Genomic DNA, 17,601 nt, shown 5'->3' on the forward strand with positions numbered 1-17,601 from the left:
GGCGGGGGGGGGCCCCCCCGCGGCGGGGGGGGGGCGGGGGGGGGGGGGGGCGGCGCCCGCCCCCCCCCCCCGCGCCCCGCGCCCCCCCCCCCCCCCCCCCCCCCCCCCCCCCCGCTTCCGTGTACGGGGCCCGGACCCCCGTCCCGGGCCCCGCCCCCCGTCCCCTGTCCCCCGACCCCGGCTACCCGTTGCCTGAGAACGCCGCGTCGAACGACGCGGACGGCGGCTCGAAGTCGTAGGCCTTGAGGCGGGTCAGGGCCTCGGGCGCGCCCTGGAGCCGGTCCATGCCGGCGTCCTCCCACTCGACCGAGACGGGCCCGGCGTAGCCGATGGAGCGCAGCATGCGGAAGACGTCCTCCCAGGGGACGTCGCCGTGGCCCGCGGAGACGAAGTCCCAGCCGCGGCGCGGGTCTCCCCAGGGCAGGTGGGAGCCGAGCCGGCCGTTGCGTCCGTCGAGGCGTTTGCGGGCCTCCTTGCAGTCGACGTGGTAGATGCGGTCGCGGAAGTCGTAGAGGAATCCGACGGGGTCGAGGTCCTGCCAGACGAAGTGGGAGGGGTCGAAGTTGAGGCCGAAGGCCGGCCGGTGGCCGACTGCCTCCAGGGCCCTGTGCGTTGTCCAGTAGTCGTAGGCGATCTCGCTCGGATGGACCTCGTGCGCGAACCGGACGCCCTCGGCGTCGAAGACGTCGAGGACCGGGTTCCAGCGGGTGGCGAAGTCCTCGTAGCCGCGCTCGATCATCGATTCGGGGACGGGCGGGAACATGGCGACGAGGTGCCAGATCGCCGAGCCGGTGAAGCCGACGACGGTGTCGACACCGAGGGCGGCCGCCGCGCGGGCGGTGTCGGCCATCTCGGTGGCGGCCCGCCTCCGTACGCCCTCCGCCTCCCCGTCGCCCCAGATGCGGGCGGGCAGGATCGCCTTGTGACGTTCGTCGATGATGGCGTCGCAGACGGCCTGGCCGACCAGATGGTTGGAGACGGCCCGGCACTTGAGACCGTACTTGTCGAGCAGCGTGCGCCGGGACTCCACGTAGGCGGGATCCCCGAGCGCCTTGTCGACCTCGAAGTGGTCGCCCCAGCAGGCGAGTTCGAGGCCGTCGTAGCCAAAGTCGCGGGCGAGCCGGCAGACCTCCTCGAGCGGCAGGTCGGCCCACTGGCCGGTGAAGAGAGTGAATTCGCGCGGCATTTCGGGGCCTCCTCAGACCGCTACGGGGGTGTACGTGGAGTTCTTCCCGGCGCTCTCCTCGACCGCGGCGAGGACGCGCTGGACCTGGAGTCCGTCGGCGAAGGACGGTGCGGGAGGCCTCCCCTCCGAGATGGCCTGGACGAGGTCGCGGGCCTGGTGCACGAAGGTGTGTTCGTAGCCGAGGCCGTGTCCCGGCGGCCACCAGGCGTCGAGGTAGGGGTGGTCGGGTTCGGTGACGAGGATGCGCCGGAAACCCGCGTGGGCGGCCGGCTCGGTGTGGTCGTGGTACGCGAGTTCGTTGAGCCGCTCCAGGTCGAAGGCCAACGAGCCGCGCTCGCCGTTGAGTTCGATGCGCAGGGAGTTCTTGCGCCCGGCGGCGAAGCGGGAGGCCTCGAAGGAGGCGAGGGCTCCGGAGGCGAAGCGGGCGGTGAACAGGGCGGCGTCGTCGACGGTGACGGTGCCCGAAGGGGAGCCCGGTGCGGGCCCGGAGGCGGACAGTCCGCCGGACGCCCGTGCGGGCAGGGGCCGTCGGCGGACGAACGTCTCGGTGAGCGCGGAGACCCCGTCGAGCGGCTCGCCCGCCAGGTGCTGCGCGAGGTCGACGATGTGGGCCCCGAGGTCGCCGAGGGCGCCGGAGCCCGCCTTCTCCTTGCGGAGTCTCCAGGTGAGCGGGAACTCCGGGTCGGTCAGCCAGTCCTGAAGGTACGTCACCCGCACGTGCCGCAGGGTTCCGAGGCGGCCCTCGGCCACCATGGAGCGGGCGAGCGCCGCCGCGGGGAGGCGGCGGTAGTTGAAGCCCACCATGGAGATCTGGCCGCGTGCGGCGGCTTCGGCCGCGGCCGCCGCCATCGCCTCGGCCTCCTCGACGGTGTTCGCGAGCGGCTTCTCGCACAGCACGTGCTTGCCCGCGGCCAGCGCGGCGACGGCGATCTCGGCGTGGCTGTCGCCGGGGGTGCAGATGTCGACGACGTCGACGTCGTCCCGGGCGATCAGCGCGCGCCAGTCGGTCTCGGCGGCTCCCCAGCCGTGCCGGCCGGCCATCGCGCGCAGGGCCGGTTCGTCGCGGCCGCACACGGCGGCGAGGACCGGGCGGCGCGGCAGGTCGAAGACACGGCCCACGGTGCGCCAGCCCTGTGAGTGGGCGGCGCCCATGAACGCGTAACCGACCATGCCCACGCCCAAGGGCGGTTTCGCGGCCTCGTCGCCCTGGTCCGGCTGTCCCATACGGGGGTCCTCCTCGTCGTCGTGGCGCGGTGGGGGTGGGGCCCGGTCCCGCCGGACCGGGCCCCGGTGTCGGCGGTGCGCATCACTTGAAGCCGGTGGCCATGTACTGCTGGACGTTGTCCTTGTCGACGACGGCCGAGTAGAGGGTGAGCGACGCGGGGATCTCGAACTCGGCGAGCCCGCTGATGCCCTTGCCCTGACCGAGGGTGCGGGCGAGGTCGATCGCGGACGCGGCCATGGTCGGCGGGTACAGGACGGTGGCCTTCAGGACGCTGTCGTCGGCGTCGATGGCCTGGAAGGCGGAGAGCGCTCCGGCCCCGCCGACCATGAGGAAGCCGTCGCGGCCGGCCTGCTCGATGGCCCGCAGCGCTCCCACGCCCTGGTCGTCGTCGTGGTTCCACAGCGCGTCGAACCTCGGCTGGGCCTGGAGGAGCTGGGACATCTTGGCCTGGCCGGTCTCGACGGTGAACTCGGCCGCCTGGCGGGCGACCTTCGTGATGTTCGGGTAGTTCTTCAGGGCGGCGTCGAAGCCCTGGGTGCGCTGTTTGGTGAGTTCCAGGTTGTCGAGCCCCGCGAGCTCGATGACCTTGGCGTTCTTCCTGCCCTTGAGTTTCTCGCCGATGTAGTGGCCGGCGCTGAGGCCCATGCCGTAGTTGTCGCCGCCGATCCAGCACCGGTACGCCTGGGGCGAGTTGAAGACGCGGTCGAGGTTGATGACCGGGATGCCCGCGCGCATGGCCTTGAGACCGACCTGGGTCAGGGCCTTGCCGTCGGCGGGCAGCACGACCAGGACGTCGACCTTCTTGTTGATCAGGGTCTCGATCTGGCCGATCTGCGCGGCCGTGTCGTTGGAGCCCTCGGTGATCTCCAGGGTGACGTCCTTGTACTTCCCGGCCCGGCTCTTGGCGTTGTCGTTGATGGCGTTGAGCCAGCCGTGGTCGGCCTGGGGGCCGGCGAAGCCGATCGTGACGTGCTTGCCGGGCTTGTCGTCGGCGGCCGGCCCGGAGTTCGCCGCCGGGTTCGCGTCCTTGGTGTCGTTGCTGGTGCAGCCGGTGAGGAGGGCGCCGGCCGAGACGGCGGCGGTCCCGAGGAGCAGTCCTCTGCGACTGGTCAGGCTCATGGGTTCTGGCATGGCGGTGGACCCTTCCCGTGTCAGGTCGTGCTGGCTGTGCGCCGCTGGACCAGGACCGCGGCGACGATGATCGCGCCCTTGGCGATCTGCTGGACGTCGCTCTGGAGGTTGTTCAGCGCGAAGATGTCGGTGATCGTCGTGAAGATCAGTACGCCGAGCACCGAGCCGGTGATGGTGCCGCGGCCCCCGCTGAGCAGGGTGCCGCCGATGATCGCCGCCGCGATGGCGTCGAGTTCGTAGAGGTTGCCGTTGGTGTTCTGGCCGGAGCCGGACAGGATGACCAGCAGGAACGCGGCGATGCCGCAGCACAGTCCGGAGAGCAGATAGAGGTAGAGCCGCTGACGTCGTACGTCGATGCCGGCGAGCCGGGCCGCTTCCGCGTTGCCTCCGACGGCGACCGTGCGCCGGCCGAAGGTGGTGCGGTTCAGCACCAGCCAGCCGATGAGGGTGACGACGGCGAAGACCAGGACGAGCGGGGGGACGCCGAGGACGTAGGAGTCGCGTTCGCCGAGCTTCAGGATGCCGTCCACGGTGACGATCTGGGTCCGGCCGTCGGTGATCTGGAGGGCCAGGCCGCGGGCCGAGGCGAGCATGGCGAGCGTCGCGATGAAGGGGACCAGCCCGCCGTACGCGACGAGCAGTCCGTTGACCAGGCCACAGCCGAGACCGACGAGCACCGCGGTGACGAGGATGCCCGTGAAGCCGTACTCCTGGGTCGCGACCGTGGTCGCCCAGACCGAGGAGAGCGCGACGATCGCGCCCACCGACAGATCGATGCCTCCGGAGGTGATGACGAACGTCATGCCGACGGTCACGACGCCGATCACCGAGGCCTGGGTGAGGACGAGTTGGAGGTTGCGGGTGTCGAGGAACTCGTCGGGCCGGGTGACGCCGCCGATGACGACGAGGGCCGCGAGAACGCCGAGGAGCGAGAGCGTGCGGACGTCGGCGTGGGCCACCACGGCTCGCCACGCGGGGAGTTCACCCGTGGCGGGCACCTTGCCGGTGCCGTCCCGGGGCGGGGACACGTGCTGCGTCATGACGCCGGACTCCCTTCACTGGCCACGGGGCCTCCTTCCAGCACGAGGTCGAGGACGCGGTGTTCGTCGAGTTCGTGGGCGGGCGCCGTGTGCACGACCCGCCCTTCGCGGAGCACCAGGACACGGTCGGCGAGCCCGAGCACCTCGGGGACCTCGCTGGAGACCAGCAGGACGGCCAGCCCCTCGTCGGCGAGCCGGCGGATCACCGCGTACAACTCGGCGCGCGCCCCGACGTCGACACCGCGCGTCGGCTCGTCGAGGAGCAGGACACGGCAGCCGCGCAGCAGCCAGCGCGCCAGCACGGCCTTCTGCTGGTTGCCGCCGGACAGGGTCCTGACCGGGAGGGCGGGATCGTCGGGGCGCAGGGAGAGTTCACGGGTGGCCGCCCGGGCCGCCCCGCGTTCGGCCCGCCGGTCGATCCAGCCCCCGTGCGCGTAGCGGGACATGGAGGAGAGGGAGACGTTGCGGGTGACCGACTCCAGCATCAGCAGGGCCTGTGCCTTGCGCTCCTCGGGGGCCAGTCCGAGTCCGGCGCGCACCGCGGCACGGACGCTGCCGGTGCGCAGCGGCTTCCCGTTCACGCTGACCCGGCCGGTCGTCGGTCCCCGGGCCCCGTAGATCGTCTCCAGGATCTCGGAGCGGCCGGAGCCCACCAGCCCGGCCAGGCCGACGATCTCACCCGGGCGCACGTCGAGGTCGAGCGGGGCGAACTCCCCCTGGCGGGAGAGTCCCCGGACCGAGAGCACCGGTTCGCCCGGTGGCCGTGCCCGGGGCCGGTCCGGGAAGACGTACTCGACGCTGCGCCCCGTCATGAGTGCCACCACGTCGCGCGTCGGGGTCGACCTGGCGGGCAGTCCGCCCGCCACCGCGCGCCCGTCCTTCAGCACGGTGACGCGGTCGCCGATGCGGCGGATCTCCTCCAGGCGGTGCGAGATGTAGACGACGGCAACGCCTTCCGCGGTGAGATCGCCGACGATCCGGAAGAGGTTGCCGACCTCGTCGGGGTCGAGGGCGGCGGACGGCTCGTCCATGACGATGAGCCGCACGTCGTGGGACAGCGCCCGCGCCATGGAGACGATCTGCCGCTGGGCGGAGGAGAGTTCACCGACGAGCCGGGCCGGGTCGATCTCGGGATGTCCGAGCCGCTTGAGCAGCAGGGCGGTCGCCGTCCTGGCGGCTCTGCCCCTGACGACGAACCCCGCGGTGGTGGGTTCGTGTCCGAGGTGGACGTTCTCGGCGACCGACAGCCCCTCCACCAGGTCGAGTTCCTGGTAAATGGTGGCGATGCCCAGGCGCATGGCGGCGATCGGGGACCTGAGGGTGACCGGCTCGCCGCGCCAGACGATGGTGCCGGTGTCGGGCTGGTGGGCGCCGGAGAGGACCTTGATGAGCGTGGACTTCCCGGCGCCGTTCTGGCCGAGCAGACAGTGCACCTCGCCGGCCTGGACGTCGAGGTCGACGCCGTCGAGGGCCCGGACTCCGGGGAACGACTTGGTGATGCCGGACATGGTGAGCAGCGGTGGTTCTGGTGCCATGACGGTTCCCTCGGACAGGCGTGCGGGCCGGTTGCCGGGCGGTGCGCGTACGGGCGGGGGGTTCGGTTACGGAGCAGGGGAGTTCGGGTACAGGCAGGGGATTTTGGATACGGGGCAGGGGATTTTGGATACGGGGCAGGGGATTTCGGGTACGGCGGAGCACGACCCTGCGCCGGTGGTCCGATTCCCGGAGGTGGTCTACGCGGTCGAGAACAGGTGGTCGCTGATCAGCCGGGCCCCGCCGATGACTCCGGCGGTCGGGCCCAGTTCCCCGAGGACGATGGGCAGGTTGCCGGTCGCGAGGGGGAGCGACTGGCGGTAGACCTGGGTACGGATCGCGGCGAGCAGGGTGTGGCCGAGCCCGGTCACCCCGCCGCCGATCACCACCAGGGCGGGATTGAAGAAGCTGACGAGGGCCGCGATGACCTGGCCGGTTCGGTTGCCGCCCTCGCGGATCAGATCGAGCGCGGTGGCGTCGCCCGCCGCGGCGGCCGCGGCCACGTCGACGGCGCTCAGCGCGCCGTTCGCCGCCAGCCGCGTGGCGAGTTCGGCCGAGCGGCCCTGCTGGGCCGCCTCGACGGCGTCGCGCGCGAGCGCGGCACCGCTGAAGTGGGCCTCCAGGCAGCCCCGGTTGCCGCAGGCGCAGGGGCGCCCGTCGGGCACGGCCTGGATGTGCCCGATGTCGCCGGCGCTGCCCGTCGCACCGCGGTGGACCTCTCCGCCGACGACGATGCCGCAGCCGATGCCGGTGCCGATCTTGACGCAGAGGAAGTCGCCCACGGAGCGGGCGACGCCCGCGTGCTGCTCCCCCATGGCCATCAGGTTCACGTCGTTGTCGACCATGACCGGACAGCCGAGTTCCTGGCTGAGCGCCTCGCGGACCGGGAAGCCGTCCCAGCCCGGCATGATCGGCGGGGCGACCGGAACACCCTCGGGGAAGCGGACGGGACCGGGAACGCCGATCCCCGCCCCGTCGAATCCCTCCGCGATCCCCGAAGCCCTCAACTTGGCGGCCATGGACAGCACTTGCTCCGACACCGCGACCGGGCCCTCGCGTACGTCCATGGGCTGGTTGATGTGTCCGAGGATCTCCAGCTCCGCGTTGGTGACAGCCACGTCGACCGAGGTGGCGCCGATGTCGACGCCCAGGAACCGCAGCGCCGGTGCGAGCCGGATGTTGTGGGAGCGACGGCCGCCCCGCGAGGCGGCGAGTCCGTCGGCCACCACGAGGCCGGTCTCCAGCAGCCGGTCCACTTCGACGGCCAGCTTCGACCGGGAGAGGTCGATGTGATCTCCGAGCTGGGCACGGGAGTTGGGGCCGCCGTCACGCAACAGCCTCAGCAGCCGGGCCTGATGGGCGTTCGCGGGTCGCGCCGTCATACGTCTCACGAACCCCTCCCCGCCTCGGTCGGCACCTGCGTCGGCAGGTTCCGGCCACCGTCACCGGTCGTGCTTTCGAGGGGAACGTAGCAGTGGCCGCCGGGAGTGGGAAGAAGTCGTGCGGGGATTGCAGCAGACTTTCTCCACTCACAGGACAAAGGAGGGTGGCGCCCGCCGGTCATCCGCCCGTCCCGTACGCAGGGCCGGGACGGCGGCCGCGGGCCGACTACTTCTCGCGGTCGTGGTACATCTGCCGCGTGTGCTCCGTGTGCGCCCGCATGACCGCGGTGGCCCGCTGTCCGTCGCGCTCCGCCATCGCGGCGATCAGTTCGCGGTGCTCGATCCAGGACTGCCGCCCGCGCTGCCGGGCCACCGGTGTGTAGTACCAGCGGACCCGGCGGTCGACCTGTGCGGCGAGCTCGGCGAGAACGGTGTTGCCGGCGAGTTCCATGACCTTGGCGTGCAGCCGCGCGTTCGTCGCGACCGCGGCGTCGACGTCGTCCTCGGCGACCGCGCGTTCGCCCTCGGTGCACAGGTCCTCGAGCGCGCCGATGGCGGCGGGGTCCGCGTTGGCGGCGGCGAGCCGCGCCGCCTCGGCCTCCAGGAGCGTACGGACCGTGAGGAGCTGGTCGGCCTCCGCCTCGGTCGGCTCGTGCACGAACGCGCCCTGGGCGGGCCGCAGATCGACCCAGCCCTCGGTGCTCAGCCGCTGCAGAGCCTCCCGCACCGGCTGCCGGGAGACTCCGAGATGACCGGCGAGTTCGCTCTCGACCAGGTGCTGGCCCGGCTGGAGGGCGCGGGTGGTGATGAGTTCGAGCAGCGCCTCGTAGACGCGGTCACGGAGCGGGCCGGGCCGCTCGAGCTTGGGTACCGCTCCCTGAGGCAGGCCTGTCGACAACATCACGGTCCCTCCCTGGGCAGCGTCGTCGCCGCGGTAGGAAAGTCGATTCCTGATTGTCTTTCGCCTACAGTCTACGGCGCACAAACCCGTCACAGGCACGGGAGTTGGGCTTGTCACACCCGGGGAAGCGGGGGACGGACGGACAGCTCGTGCCACCTCACGGGCAGCTCGTGCCACCTCACGGACGACTCGGGCCACCTCGGGACAGCCCGGGCCGCCTCACGGGCAGCGGACGACCTGCCCCGCGTAGGAGAGGTTGCCACCGAAGCCGAACAGCAGGACCGGGGCGCCGGTGGGGATCTCTCCGCGCTCGACGAGCTTGGAGAAGGCGAGCGGGATGCTCGCGGCGGAGGTGTTCCCGGAGTCGACGACATCGCGCGCGACGACGGCGTTGACCGCGCCGATCTTCAGGGCGAGCGGCTCGATGATGCGCAGGTTGGCCTGGTGCAGGACGACCCCGGCGAGGTCCTCGGGCACGAGGCCGGCCCGCTCGCAGGCCTTGCGGGCGAGCGGCGGGAGCTGCGTGGTGGCCCAGCGGTAGACGCTCTGCCCCTCCTGCGCGAACCGCGAGGGGGTGCCCTCGATGCGCACCGCGTGCCCCATCTCGGGCACCGAGCCCCAGAGCACCGGCCCGATGCCGGGCTCCTCGCCCGCGGGACAGGCCTCGACCACGGCGGCCCCCGCGCCGTCCCCGACGAGGACGCACGTGGTGCGGTCGGTCCAGTCCGCCACGTCGGTCATCTTGTCGGCGCCGATGACGAGCGCCCGGGTCGCGGCACCGGCGCGCACGGCGTGGTCGGCGGTGGCGAGGGCGTGGGTGAACCCGGCGCAGACCACGTTGACGTCCATCGCGGCCGGCGAGGGGATACCGAGGCGGGCGGCGACGCGCGCGGCCATGTTCGGGGAACGGTCGACGGCCGTGGAGGTGGCGACGAGGACGAGGTCGATGTCGCCGGACGTCAGACCGGCGGAGGCGAGCGCCTTGGCGGCGGCGTGCGCGGCCAGCTCGTCGACCGGTTCGTCGGGCCCGGCGACATGGCGGGTCCGGATGCCGACACGGCTCCGGATCCACTCGTCACTGGTGTCGACCATGCCCGCCAGGTCCTCGTTGGTGAGTACCTTGGCGGGCTGATAATGACCGACGGCGGCGATCCGTGAGCCGTTCATGCGTAGTCCCCCTCGTGCTTCGTGTAACGGGATCCACCAGTCTGATCAATGACTCACGAGTACGGCGGCAGGTGAAGCCACAGGATTGCGGCGCCAGGCTTGTCGGCTTCTGTCAGACCTTGGGACGCCCGAACACCTACCCCGAGAACAGTTGGGTGGCCTTCTGCACGAGCTCGTAGACGCCGTAGCACAGGGGCGCGCCCACCCACAGCCAGGCGAAGGCGGTCAGGGCCCGCCGGTCAGGCGGACTCGGGCTGCTGTCGTGCGACATCGGCGGCCTCCCTCGGTGCGGGGATGTGGTGGCGGGCGTCCACGGGGCGTACGAGCTCGTTGGCGACGAAGCCGACGGCGAGCAGCCCGATCATGATCAGGAACGACATTCCGTACAGGGACGAGCCGTGTCTGCCCGCCGCCTCCTGGTGGTCGGCGATCCGGTTCACGATCAGCGGTCCGAGGACACCGGCGGTGGACCAGGCGGTGAGCAGTCTGCCGTGGATGGCGCCGACCTGGTAGGGGCCGAACAGGTCCTTCAGATACGCGGGCACCGTGGCGAAGCCTCCGCCGTAGAAGGAGAGGATCACCAGCGCGCTCAGGACGAACAGCGGTTTCGAGGAGTCTCCGAACCAGGCGATGAGCGCGTACATCAGGGCGCCGACCCCGAGGTAGACCCGGTAGATGTTCTTGCGTCCGATCAGGTCGGAGGTCGAGGACCAGCCGATCCGGCCGGCCATGTTGGCGGCGGAGAGCAGGGCGACGAACCCGGCGGCGGCGGAGACGGTGACCGGGGTGGAGGTGTCCGCGAAGAAGTCCGTGATCATCGGGGCGGCCTTCTCCAGGATGCCGATGCCGGCGGTGACGTTCATGCACAGGACGACCCACAGGCACCAGAACTGCGGGGTGCGGACGGCGTTGCGGGCCGAGACCTGGACCCCGTCGAGCGCGCTCGGAGCGGACGGGGACGGCTTCTCGCCGCGCGGCACGCGCACCAGCAGCACGCCGAGGCTCATGAACACGGCATACGCCAGCCCGTGGACGAGGAAGGCGACCGCGATCCCGGAGGAGTCGGAGCCGAACGACTTCAGCATCTGGGCGGACCAGGGCGAGGCGATCAGCGCGCCGCCGCCGAAGCCCATGATCGCGATGCCGGTGGCCATGCCGGGCCTGTCCGGGAACCACTTGATCAGGGTGGAGACGGGTGAGATGTAGCCGATGCCGAGGCCGGTGCCGCCGACGAAGCCGTAGCCGAGGACGATCAGCCAGTACTGCTCGGTGGCCGCGCCGAGCGCGGATATGAGGAAGCCGGAGGAGAAGCAGACGAGGGCGACGGTCATGGCCCAGCGCGGACCGTTGCGCTCGACGAGGGTGCCGCCGAACGCGGCCGACAGGCCGAGCATCACGATGGCGAGCTGGAAGGGCAGGGCGCTCTGGGTTCCGCTGAGACCGAGCGCGGATTCGAGCGGCGGCTTGAAGACGCTCCAGGCGTAGGCCTGGCCTATGGAGAGATGGACCGACAGGGCGGCCGGCGGGACGAGCCAGCGGCTCCAACCGGGGGGTGCGACAGGAGGGCTCATGATCCGGGACGATAGAAAGCGGTCGCCCGGCTGTGAAGCGACCCGACCGAAACCCGTCGACCGTATGCGATGAGCGGTATCCCTGACGCGACGAACGGTCATCCGACCGGGCGCCGGCGATCACCCGGGCCTGTCCGGCGGCGGCCACCCCACCGGTCCGCCCCTACCGCCCGCCGGTCCGCCTGTACCGCCTCGCAGCCCGGCCGCATCGCCCCGGCGTTCCGCCCGCCTCACCCGCCCGCCCGCGCCACCCCGGCCGCCCGCCCGTCTCACCCCGCCGCTCCACCCGCGGCGGCCACGACGGCCACGGGGGCGCCGGGTCCGTACGGTCCGGCCCCTTGTCGCCCTTCATCCCATCCTGTAGACAATATTTCGTCGACAGAGTTCGGCAGTTCCTCGGTACCCTCGACCGAACGGAGCGCCACACAGTGAGAGTCGCAGTTCTCGGCGCCGGTGCGATCGGCGCCTACGTCGGCGCCGCCCTGCACCGCGCGGGCGCCGACGTGCATCTCGTCGCCCGTGGACCGCATCTCGCGGCCATGAGGCAGCACGGCGTCCAGGTCCTCAGTCCACGCGGTGACTTCACCGCACACGCCCACGCCACCGACGATCCGGCCGAGATCGGTCCGGTCGACTACGTCTTCCTCGGCCTGAAGGCCAACTCGTACGCGGCGTGCGGGCCGCTGATCGAGCCCCTGCTGCACGACACCACGGCGGTCGTCGCCGCCCAGAACGGCATTCCCTGGTGGTACTTCCACCGGCACGGCGGACCCCACGACGGCCACCGGGTGGAGAGCGTGGACCCGGGCGGCGCGGTCAGCGCGGTGCTGGCCCCGGAGCGGGCCGTCGGGTGCGTCGTGTACGCCGCGACCGAACTGGCGGGACCGGGCGTCGTCCGCCACCTCGAAGGCACCCGGTTCTCTCTCGGGGAACCGGACCGGTCCGTCTCGGCGCGCTGCCGGTCGTTCAGCGACGCCGTGCGGGAGGGCGGGCTGAAATGCCCGGTCGAACCGGACCTGCGCAACGACATCTGGCTCAAGCTGCTCGGCAACATCTCCTTCAACCCGATCAGCGCGCTGGCCCGCGCCACGATGCGGCAGATGTGCCTGCACGGCGGGACGCGCAGGGTCATCGAGATCATGATGACCGAGACGCTGACCGTCGCCCGGGCACTCGGCTGCGAGGTGGGGGTGTCCATCGAGCGGCGCCTGGCGGGTGCCGAGCGGGTCGGCGACCACCGCACCTCCACGCTCCAGGACCTGGAACGCGGCAAGCCGCTGGAACTCGACGTGCTGCTCGCGGCCGTCGTGGAACTGGCGGAGATCACCGGGGTGCCGGTCCCGACCCTGCGCACCGTGCACGCCATCTCGGATCTGCTCGCGCTGCGGACCGCGGCGTGAGCGCGGAGCGGGCCGCCCGCCCGGCAAGGCACCCCGCGGCCCGCTCCGCGGGTGCAGGACAATGAGAACGTGAAGGTCGCCCTTACGGCACGCCCCGGACGACCCGAACTCCAACCGGCGATCGCGACAGCCGATCCGGCCGGCCGCACGTACGGAAGCGGGACTGATCAGGACATGGGACGAGTCACGGAACGACGCAAGGTGATCCGCGTCCGGAACGGAGCCGTGAGCTCCCGCCCGGACACGCTCGTCGCGGAGGAGCCGCTGGAGATCCGGCTCAACGGAAAGCCCCTGGCCATCACCATGCGCACTCCGGGCGACGACTTCGCGCTGGCCGCGGGCTTCCTGGTCAGCGAAGGGGTGCTGGGCCGGGCCGACGAGCTCCAGAACATCGTGTACTGCGCGGGAGCCACGGAGGACGGCTCCAACACGTACAACGTCGTCGACGTGCGGACGGCGCCCGGTGTCGTCGTCCCCGACATCACCCTCGAACGCAATGTGTACACGACGTCCTCGTGCGGCCTGTGCGGCAAGGCGAGCCTGGACGCGGTCCGTACGACAGCCCGCTGGGCCATCGACGACACGGCGGGCGGCACGACTCCCCCGGTGCGGCTGGAGCCCGACCTGCTCGCGAGCCTCCCCGACCGGCTGCGCGCGGCCCAGCGGGTCTTCGACCGGACCGGGGGCCTGCACGCGGCGGCGCTGTTCACCGAGGACGGCGAGCTGGTCGACATCCGCGAGGACGTGGGCCGGCACAACGCGGTCGACAAGCTGGTCGGCCGCGCCCTGCAGAACGGCACGCTCCCGCTCACCCGGACGGTCCTGCTGGTCTCCGGCCGGGCGTCCTTCGAGCTGGCGCAGAAGGCGGTGATGGCGGGCATCCCGGTGCTGGCGGCCGTCTCCGCTCCGTCGTCCCTGGCCGTCGACCTGGCGGCGGAGACCGGCCTGACGCTGATCGGCTTCCTGCGCGGCGCCGACATGAACGTGTACGCGGGCGAGCACCGCGTCGCCCTGCGGGCCGCGGCCGGCCAGGGCTGACACCGCCTCCCCGCGGCACGGCGGCGGGGCCCCGGACGGCGGGGAGCGCCCCCTGCGCCGGAGGGGCCCCGCCTCGGCCCGGACCACCACCGCCGCCACCCGCCACCCGCCACCCGCCACCCGCCGTACGCGACGGGTCTCACCCGCCCGGGGTTCACCGGGCCGAGAAGCGCACCTCACCGGCGGTCACGACCGTGCCGAGGCGCGGGAAGTCCAGACGGACGGAGGCGTCGTGCTCGGAGGCGGTGAACGCGGCCATCGCGTCCTCGACGAAGACGAGGTCGTAGCCGAGATCCCCGGCGGCGCGCGCGGTCGACTCGACCCCGAGGTTGGTGGCGATCCCGCCGAACACCAGGGTGGAGACGCCGTGTTCGCGCAGACGCTCGTCGAGGCCGGTGCCCTGGAACCCGCCGATGGTCCGCTTCACGATCTCCAGGTCACCCTCCGCGACGAGTCCGGCGACCAGTCCGCTCCCGGGCGGCTGCTCCGCGACTCCGGACCGCTCGACCCGGATGAGCACGACGAGCGCGCCCGCCTTCCGGAAGGTTTCCGCCAACTCCTCGGCGGTGGCGAGAACTTCGCTCCCCTTGTGCGGCTCCAGGGGCAACGCCACGATGCGCTCCATCAGATCGACGAGCACGAGTGCGGTGCGCGCCGGGTCGAGGGCGAGGCGGGGTTCGGTTTCGGGTGCGGTCATGACGGAACGTTAGCCCGCATCAGCCGTCCGTACCGGAAATCCGGGTCGACAAGCCCGTGAACTACTCCTCGCCGAGCGGACGCGCAGGCACGCAAATTCTGGCGTGAACACGACCGGTACCTGCTCCTTGTGGGGTGCATGAGGGCCCAAGTAGCCTCTGCGGCGCGAACGTTGGACGTGGGATGTCCTTAGAATCCGGATTGCCCAGCCGCCGTACGAAGGGCAGGTCGCACCATGCCGTCACGCCTCGCCACCCGTCTGAGATCCGTCCTCGGGGCCCTCCCCGGACGCCGCTCCCGCACGCGTCCGCTCCCCGCCCCCTCCACCCGGCCGGGCCCCGGCCCGCGTACCCGCACCCGGCCCTCCTTGGGCGCCGGGTCCGGACCCCGTTCCCGGGCCCGCCTCACAGCCGCCCTGACCTCCGCCTTCAGCGTCGCCGCCCTGGTCGTGCTCCCGGGCACGGCACGGGCGGAACCAGCCGCCGCGGGAGGCGAGTTCGAGCAGCAGGTGCTGTTCAAGGCCTCCCAGGATCCGGGCTACGCCTGCTTCCGTATCCCCTCGGTCGTCCGGACGACCGAGGGAACGCTGCTGGCGTTCGCCGAGGGGCGCGTCCTGAACTGCGGTGACGCGGCCGACATCGACATCGTCGTGAAGCGCTCCACCGACGGCGGCCGTACCTGGAGCCCGCTCCAGGTCGTCAACGAGGGGAACGGGGACACCCACGGCAACCCCACACCGATCGTGGACCACGAGACCGGCCGGATCGTGCTGGCGGAGACCTACAACACGGGCCGTACGGACAGCGCGGGCTGCTCGGTGCCCTGCGACCGCACCCCGCATCTCCAGTACAGCGACGACGACGGCCTGAGCTGGTCGCAGCCGCGCGATCTCAGCTCCGAGATCCTGCCCCCGAACTGGAACTCCTGGTACGCCACCGGTCCGGTGCACGGCGTCCAGCTCACCCGCGGCCGGCACGCGGGACGGCTCGTGTTCGCCGTCAACACCGAGACCTGGGACGGCGGACGGGTGACCGCCAACAACGCCGCCCTCATCACCAGCGACGACGGCGGCGACCACTGGGACATCGGGGCGAGCGACTCCTGGCCGATCGCGGCCGACGGCACCTTCCGGCAGAAGCCGTCCGAGATGACCCTCACCGAGCGCGCCGACGGATCGCTCCTGATCAGCGGCCGCGAGCAGGACGGGACCGACCTCGGCCACCGTACCCAGGCGGTCAGCCGGGACGGCGGCGACAGCTTCGTGTCCCCCTTCCGTGACGTCCCGGACCTCTACGCGCCCCAGGTGCAGGGCTCGACGCTGCGCTTCGGGGACCGGATCCTGCTCTCCTGCCCGGCCGACCCGGACCGCCGCCGCACCATGACGGTCCGCTCCTCCTACGACGGCGGACGCACCTGGGACAGCGTGGACCGCGGAACGGTCGTCACCACCGACTGGTCCGGCTACTCCGACCTGGTGGATATCGACGGCGACACCGTGGGCCTGATGTACGAGGGCGGCGCGGTCGACGCGCGCGACGAGATCCGCTTCGCCCGCTTCACCGAGGACTGGCTCCGGCCGCGCCGGGGCCCCGACCCGACGACGGCCGACCTCGCTCCGCTCACCCGGCGGGCGGCGGTCCTCGGCGGCCCGAGCGAGACCGCCGGCGTGCTCGGGGGCGGGCTGGAGTTCGACGGAACCGACGACGCCGTACGACTGCCGTATCAGGACCGGCTGCCGTTGGGGACGAAGGACTTCACCGCGTCCCTGTGGTTCCGCTACACGGCCACCAGCGGTGAACAGCCACTGCTGTGGATGGGCGGGATCGGTACGAGCCAGCCGCAGGTGTGGCTGCGCGGGGAGCCCGCGTCCAACCGGATCACCGGGCTCATCACCACCAGGAACGGCGCGTCGCCCCCGGCCACGGCGTTCGTCCGCACTGCGGGCGCCTTCAACGACGGCGGGTGGCACCATCTGGCGCTGCGCCGCGGCGGGGGACAGCTCAGCCTGTTCATCGACGGGACGACCGTCAGTACGGCGGACGTGCCCGGATCGGTGAGCCGGAACTCGCCGTTCGGCGTGCACATCGGCCAGCGGATGGACAGCCGGGCCTACTTCACCGGGGCGATCGACGAGGTGCGGGTCCACGACCGCGCGTTGAGCGATGAGGAACTGTCGGCGCCGCCCTCGCGGAAGGTGACCCGGGACACCGTCCTGTGGCTCCCCCTGGACCGGGTGAGCGGGGACCACTAGGGCGCGCATCGAGTCGTGATCATTGCGGGATGTGCCTTCGTGGCATGGTCCGGTCCGATAGACAGTCTTACGTGACGCGAGTGCAACTGACCGATCCGGATTGGGAGTTCATCGAGCCGTACCTGCCGATCGGCGAGTACGGCCCGTACCCCGAGCGATTGCGGCAGCAGTTCGAGGGCGTGATCTGGCGGTTCGAGCCGGGCGGGCAGTGGCGGGAGATGCCGACGGAGTTCGGCGCCTGGTCGACCGTCCACAACCGCTTCCGGCAGTGGCGTGACGCCGGCGTCTTCGAGGCCCTGCTGGAGGGCCTGATCACGGAAGCCACGAAGCGGGGTGAGATGGACCTGTCCCTGGTCGTCATCGACTCCACCACCGCCCGAGCCCACCACGACGCGGCCGGGATGCACCTCGACGAGGACGTCGTTACCGCCCTGGAGAAAGCCGCAGCCGAGGAGGAGAAGGCCAGGTCAAAGGGGGCGACCTCGAAGAGCAAAACGGGCAAGAGATCGAAAGTGATCCCGCGCTGGAAGAACGACGACGCATCCGGCGTCGGCAGAAAATCCGGCTGAAGGCCGCCCTCCTCGGACGTTCCAGAGGCGGGCAGACCAGCAAGGTCCACCTCGCCGCCGATCGCAAGTGCCGCCCGCCGGCGTTCATCCTGACCACAGGCCAGGCAGCGGACAGCCCACAGTTCATCCCCGTCCTGAAGAAGGTACGGGTACGCGGGCCCGTCGGCCGACCCCGCATCCGGCCGGACGCGGTCGCCGGGGACAAGGCGTACTCGTCTCACGGAAACCGCGCCCACCTGCGCAAACGCCGTATCAAGGCGGTCATCCCGGAGAAGAAGGACCAGGCCGCCAACCGGAAGAAGAAGGGCTCCAGAGGTGGCCGACCCGTCAGCCACGACGCCGGTCTCTACAAGGAGCGGAACACCGTCGAACGCCTGATCAACAAGCTCAAAGCATGGCGAGGCATCGCCACCCGATACGACAAGACTCCCGACAGCTACCTCGCCGGTCTCCACCTGCGCGCCTCGATGATCTGGATCAAGGACCTCACCAGGACCACCCGATGAACACG

General features: G+C 71.5%; 14 protein-coding genes and 1 pseudogene. 4 read left to right on the forward strand and 11 right to left on the reverse strand.

Annotation, left to right across the window (positions count from 1 at the left end; genetic code table 11):
• Positions 1-181: 181 nt before the first annotated feature.
• The 10 genes from ACFYW9_RS28705 to ACFYW9_RS28750 all read right to left on the reverse strand — a co-directional run bounded on the left by ACFYW9_RS28705 (position 182) and on the right by ACFYW9_RS28750 (position 11,136).
• Positions 182-1,186 (reverse strand): sugar phosphate isomerase/epimerase family protein, encoded by a 1,005-nt coding sequence (locus ACFYW9_RS28705; protein WP_389156084.1) that lies wholly within the window; start codon positions 1,184-1,186, stop codon positions 182-184.
• 12 nt (positions 1,187-1,198) lie between these two features.
• On the reverse strand, positions 1,199-2,410 hold the full coding sequence (locus ACFYW9_RS28710; RefSeq protein ID WP_389156088.1) for a Gfo/Idh/MocA family protein: 1,212 nt from the start codon (positions 2,408-2,410) through the stop codon (positions 1,199-1,201).
• Between the two features lie 82 nt (positions 2,411-2,492).
• Complete coding sequence (locus ACFYW9_RS28715) at positions 2,493-3,542, reverse strand: substrate-binding domain-containing protein (RefSeq protein ID WP_389156091.1); 1,050 nt, start codon at positions 3,540-3,542, stop codon at positions 2,493-2,495.
• A 20-nt stretch (positions 3,543-3,562) separates the two neighbouring features.
• Positions 3,563-4,582 (reverse strand): ABC transporter permease, encoded by a 1,020-nt coding sequence (locus ACFYW9_RS28720; protein ID WP_389156094.1) that lies wholly within the window; start codon positions 4,580-4,582, stop codon positions 3,563-3,565.
• Positions 4,579-6,117, reverse strand: coding sequence for a sugar ABC transporter ATP-binding protein (locus ACFYW9_RS28725; protein ID WP_351862290.1), 1,539 nt, complete (start codon positions 6,115-6,117; stop codon positions 4,579-4,581). The genes ACFYW9_RS28720 and ACFYW9_RS28725 overlap by 4 nt, the downstream gene beginning before the upstream one ends.
• 198 nt (positions 6,118-6,315) lie before the next feature.
• A complete protein-coding gene (locus ACFYW9_RS28730) occupies positions 6,316-7,497 on the reverse strand; it encodes an ROK family transcriptional regulator (RefSeq protein WP_329304329.1) in 1,182 nt (393 codons plus the stop codon).
• Between the two features lie 226 nt (positions 7,498-7,723).
• Positions 7,724-8,398 (reverse strand): GntR family transcriptional regulator, encoded by a 675-nt coding sequence (locus ACFYW9_RS28735; RefSeq protein WP_389156261.1) that lies wholly within the window; start codon positions 8,396-8,398, stop codon positions 7,724-7,726.
• A 219-nt stretch (positions 8,399-8,617) separates the two neighbouring features.
• A complete protein-coding gene (locus tag ACFYW9_RS28740; RefSeq protein WP_351862289.1) occupies positions 8,618-9,565 on the reverse strand; it encodes a beta-ketoacyl-ACP synthase III in 948 nt (315 codons plus the stop codon).
• A 136-nt stretch (positions 9,566-9,701) separates the two neighbouring features.
• Positions 9,702-9,836, reverse strand: a complete 135-nt coding sequence (locus ACFYW9_RS28745; RefSeq protein WP_326784583.1) for a hypothetical protein — start codon at positions 9,834-9,836, stop codon at positions 9,702-9,704.
• On the reverse strand, positions 9,805-11,136 hold the full coding sequence (locus ACFYW9_RS28750; protein WP_389156100.1) for an OFA family MFS transporter: 1,332 nt from the start codon (positions 11,134-11,136) through the stop codon (positions 9,805-9,807). The genes ACFYW9_RS28745 and ACFYW9_RS28750 overlap by 32 nt, the downstream gene beginning before the upstream one ends.
• Positions 11,137-11,564: 428 nt before the next feature.
• Here ACFYW9_RS28750 and ACFYW9_RS28755 point away from each other — a divergent pair, with 428 nt between their 5' ends.
• The gene (locus ACFYW9_RS28755; RefSeq protein WP_389156103.1) at positions 11,565-12,536 is read left to right on the forward strand and encodes a 2-dehydropantoate 2-reductase; all 972 of its coding nucleotides are present in this window, start codon (positions 11,565-11,567) and stop codon (positions 12,534-12,536) included.
• A gap of 174 nt (positions 12,537-12,710) precedes the next feature.
• Complete coding sequence (gene fdhD, locus ACFYW9_RS28760; RefSeq protein WP_389156106.1) at positions 12,711-13,574, forward strand: formate dehydrogenase accessory sulfurtransferase FdhD; 864 nt, start codon at positions 12,711-12,713, stop codon at positions 13,572-13,574.
• A gap of 154 nt (positions 13,575-13,728) precedes the next feature.
• Here fdhD and ACFYW9_RS28765 read toward each other — a convergent pair whose 3' ends face one another.
• The gene (locus ACFYW9_RS28765) at positions 13,729-14,271 is read right to left on the reverse strand and encodes an isochorismatase family protein (RefSeq protein ID WP_389156109.1); all 543 of its coding nucleotides are present in this window, start codon (positions 14,269-14,271) and stop codon (positions 13,729-13,731) included.
• A gap of 234 nt (positions 14,272-14,505) precedes the next feature.
• On the opposite strand from ACFYW9_RS28765, the gene ACFYW9_RS28770 reads away from it, so the two are divergent.
• Both ACFYW9_RS28770 and ACFYW9_RS28775 read left to right on the forward strand, forming a co-directional pair.
• Complete coding sequence (locus ACFYW9_RS28770; RefSeq protein WP_389156112.1) at positions 14,506-16,521, forward strand: exo-alpha-sialidase; 2,016 nt, start codon at positions 14,506-14,508, stop codon at positions 16,519-16,521.
• Between the two features lie 71 nt (positions 16,522-16,592).
• A pseudogene (locus ACFYW9_RS28775) lies at positions 16,593-17,596 on the forward strand (IS5 family transposase).
• Positions 17,597-17,601 lie beyond the last annotated feature (5 nt).

The organism is Streptomyces sp. NPDC002698 (genome assembly GCF_042888945.1).
Classification (GTDB): Bacteria; Actinomycetota; Actinomycetes; order Streptomycetales; family Streptomycetaceae; genus Streptomyces.

Bases quoted from the DNA above. Each gene is read 5' to 3' on its own strand.
- ACFYW9_RS28705 (WP_389156084.1), bottom strand. From the start codon at position 1,186: ATGCCGCGCGAATTCACTCTCTTCACCGGCCAGTGGGCCGACCTGCCG.
- ACFYW9_RS28710 (WP_389156088.1), bottom strand. From the start codon at position 2,410: ATGGGACAGCCGGACCAGGGCGACGAGGCCGCGAAACCGCCCTTGGGC.
- ACFYW9_RS28715 (WP_389156091.1), bottom strand. From the start codon at position 3,542: ATGCCAGAACCCATGAGCCTGACCAGTCGCAGAGGACTGCTCCTCGGG.
- ACFYW9_RS28720 (WP_389156094.1), bottom strand. From the start codon at position 4,582: ATGACGCAGCACGTGTCCCCGCCCCGGGACGGCACCGGCAAGGTGCCC.
- ACFYW9_RS28725 (WP_351862290.1), bottom strand. From the start codon at position 6,117: ATGGCACCAGAACCACCGCTGCTCACCATGTCCGGCATCACCAAGTCG.
- ACFYW9_RS28730 (WP_329304329.1), bottom strand. From the start codon at position 7,497: ATGACGGCGCGACCCGCGAACGCCCATCAGGCCCGGCTGCTGAGGCTG.
- ACFYW9_RS28735 (WP_389156261.1), bottom strand. From the start codon at position 8,398: ATGTTGTCGACAGGCCTGCCTCAGGGAGCGGTACCCAAGCTCGAGCGG.
- ACFYW9_RS28740 (WP_351862289.1), bottom strand. From the start codon at position 9,565: ATGAACGGCTCACGGATCGCCGCCGTCGGTCATTATCAGCCCGCCAAG.
- ACFYW9_RS28745 (WP_326784583.1), bottom strand. From the start codon at position 9,836: ATGTCGCACGACAGCAGCCCGAGTCCGCCTGACCGGCGGGCCCTGACC.
- ACFYW9_RS28750 (WP_389156100.1), bottom strand. From the start codon at position 11,136: ATGAGCCCTCCTGTCGCACCCCCCGGTTGGAGCCGCTGGCTCGTCCCG.
- fdhD (WP_389156106.1), top strand. From the start codon at position 12,711: ATGGGACGAGTCACGGAACGACGCAAGGTGATCCGCGTCCGGAACGGA.
- ACFYW9_RS28765 (WP_389156109.1), bottom strand. From the start codon at position 14,271: ATGACCGCACCCGAAACCGAACCCCGCCTCGCCCTCGACCCGGCGCGC.
- ACFYW9_RS28770 (WP_389156112.1), top strand. From the start codon at position 14,506: ATGCCGTCACGCCTCGCCACCCGTCTGAGATCCGTCCTCGGGGCCCTC.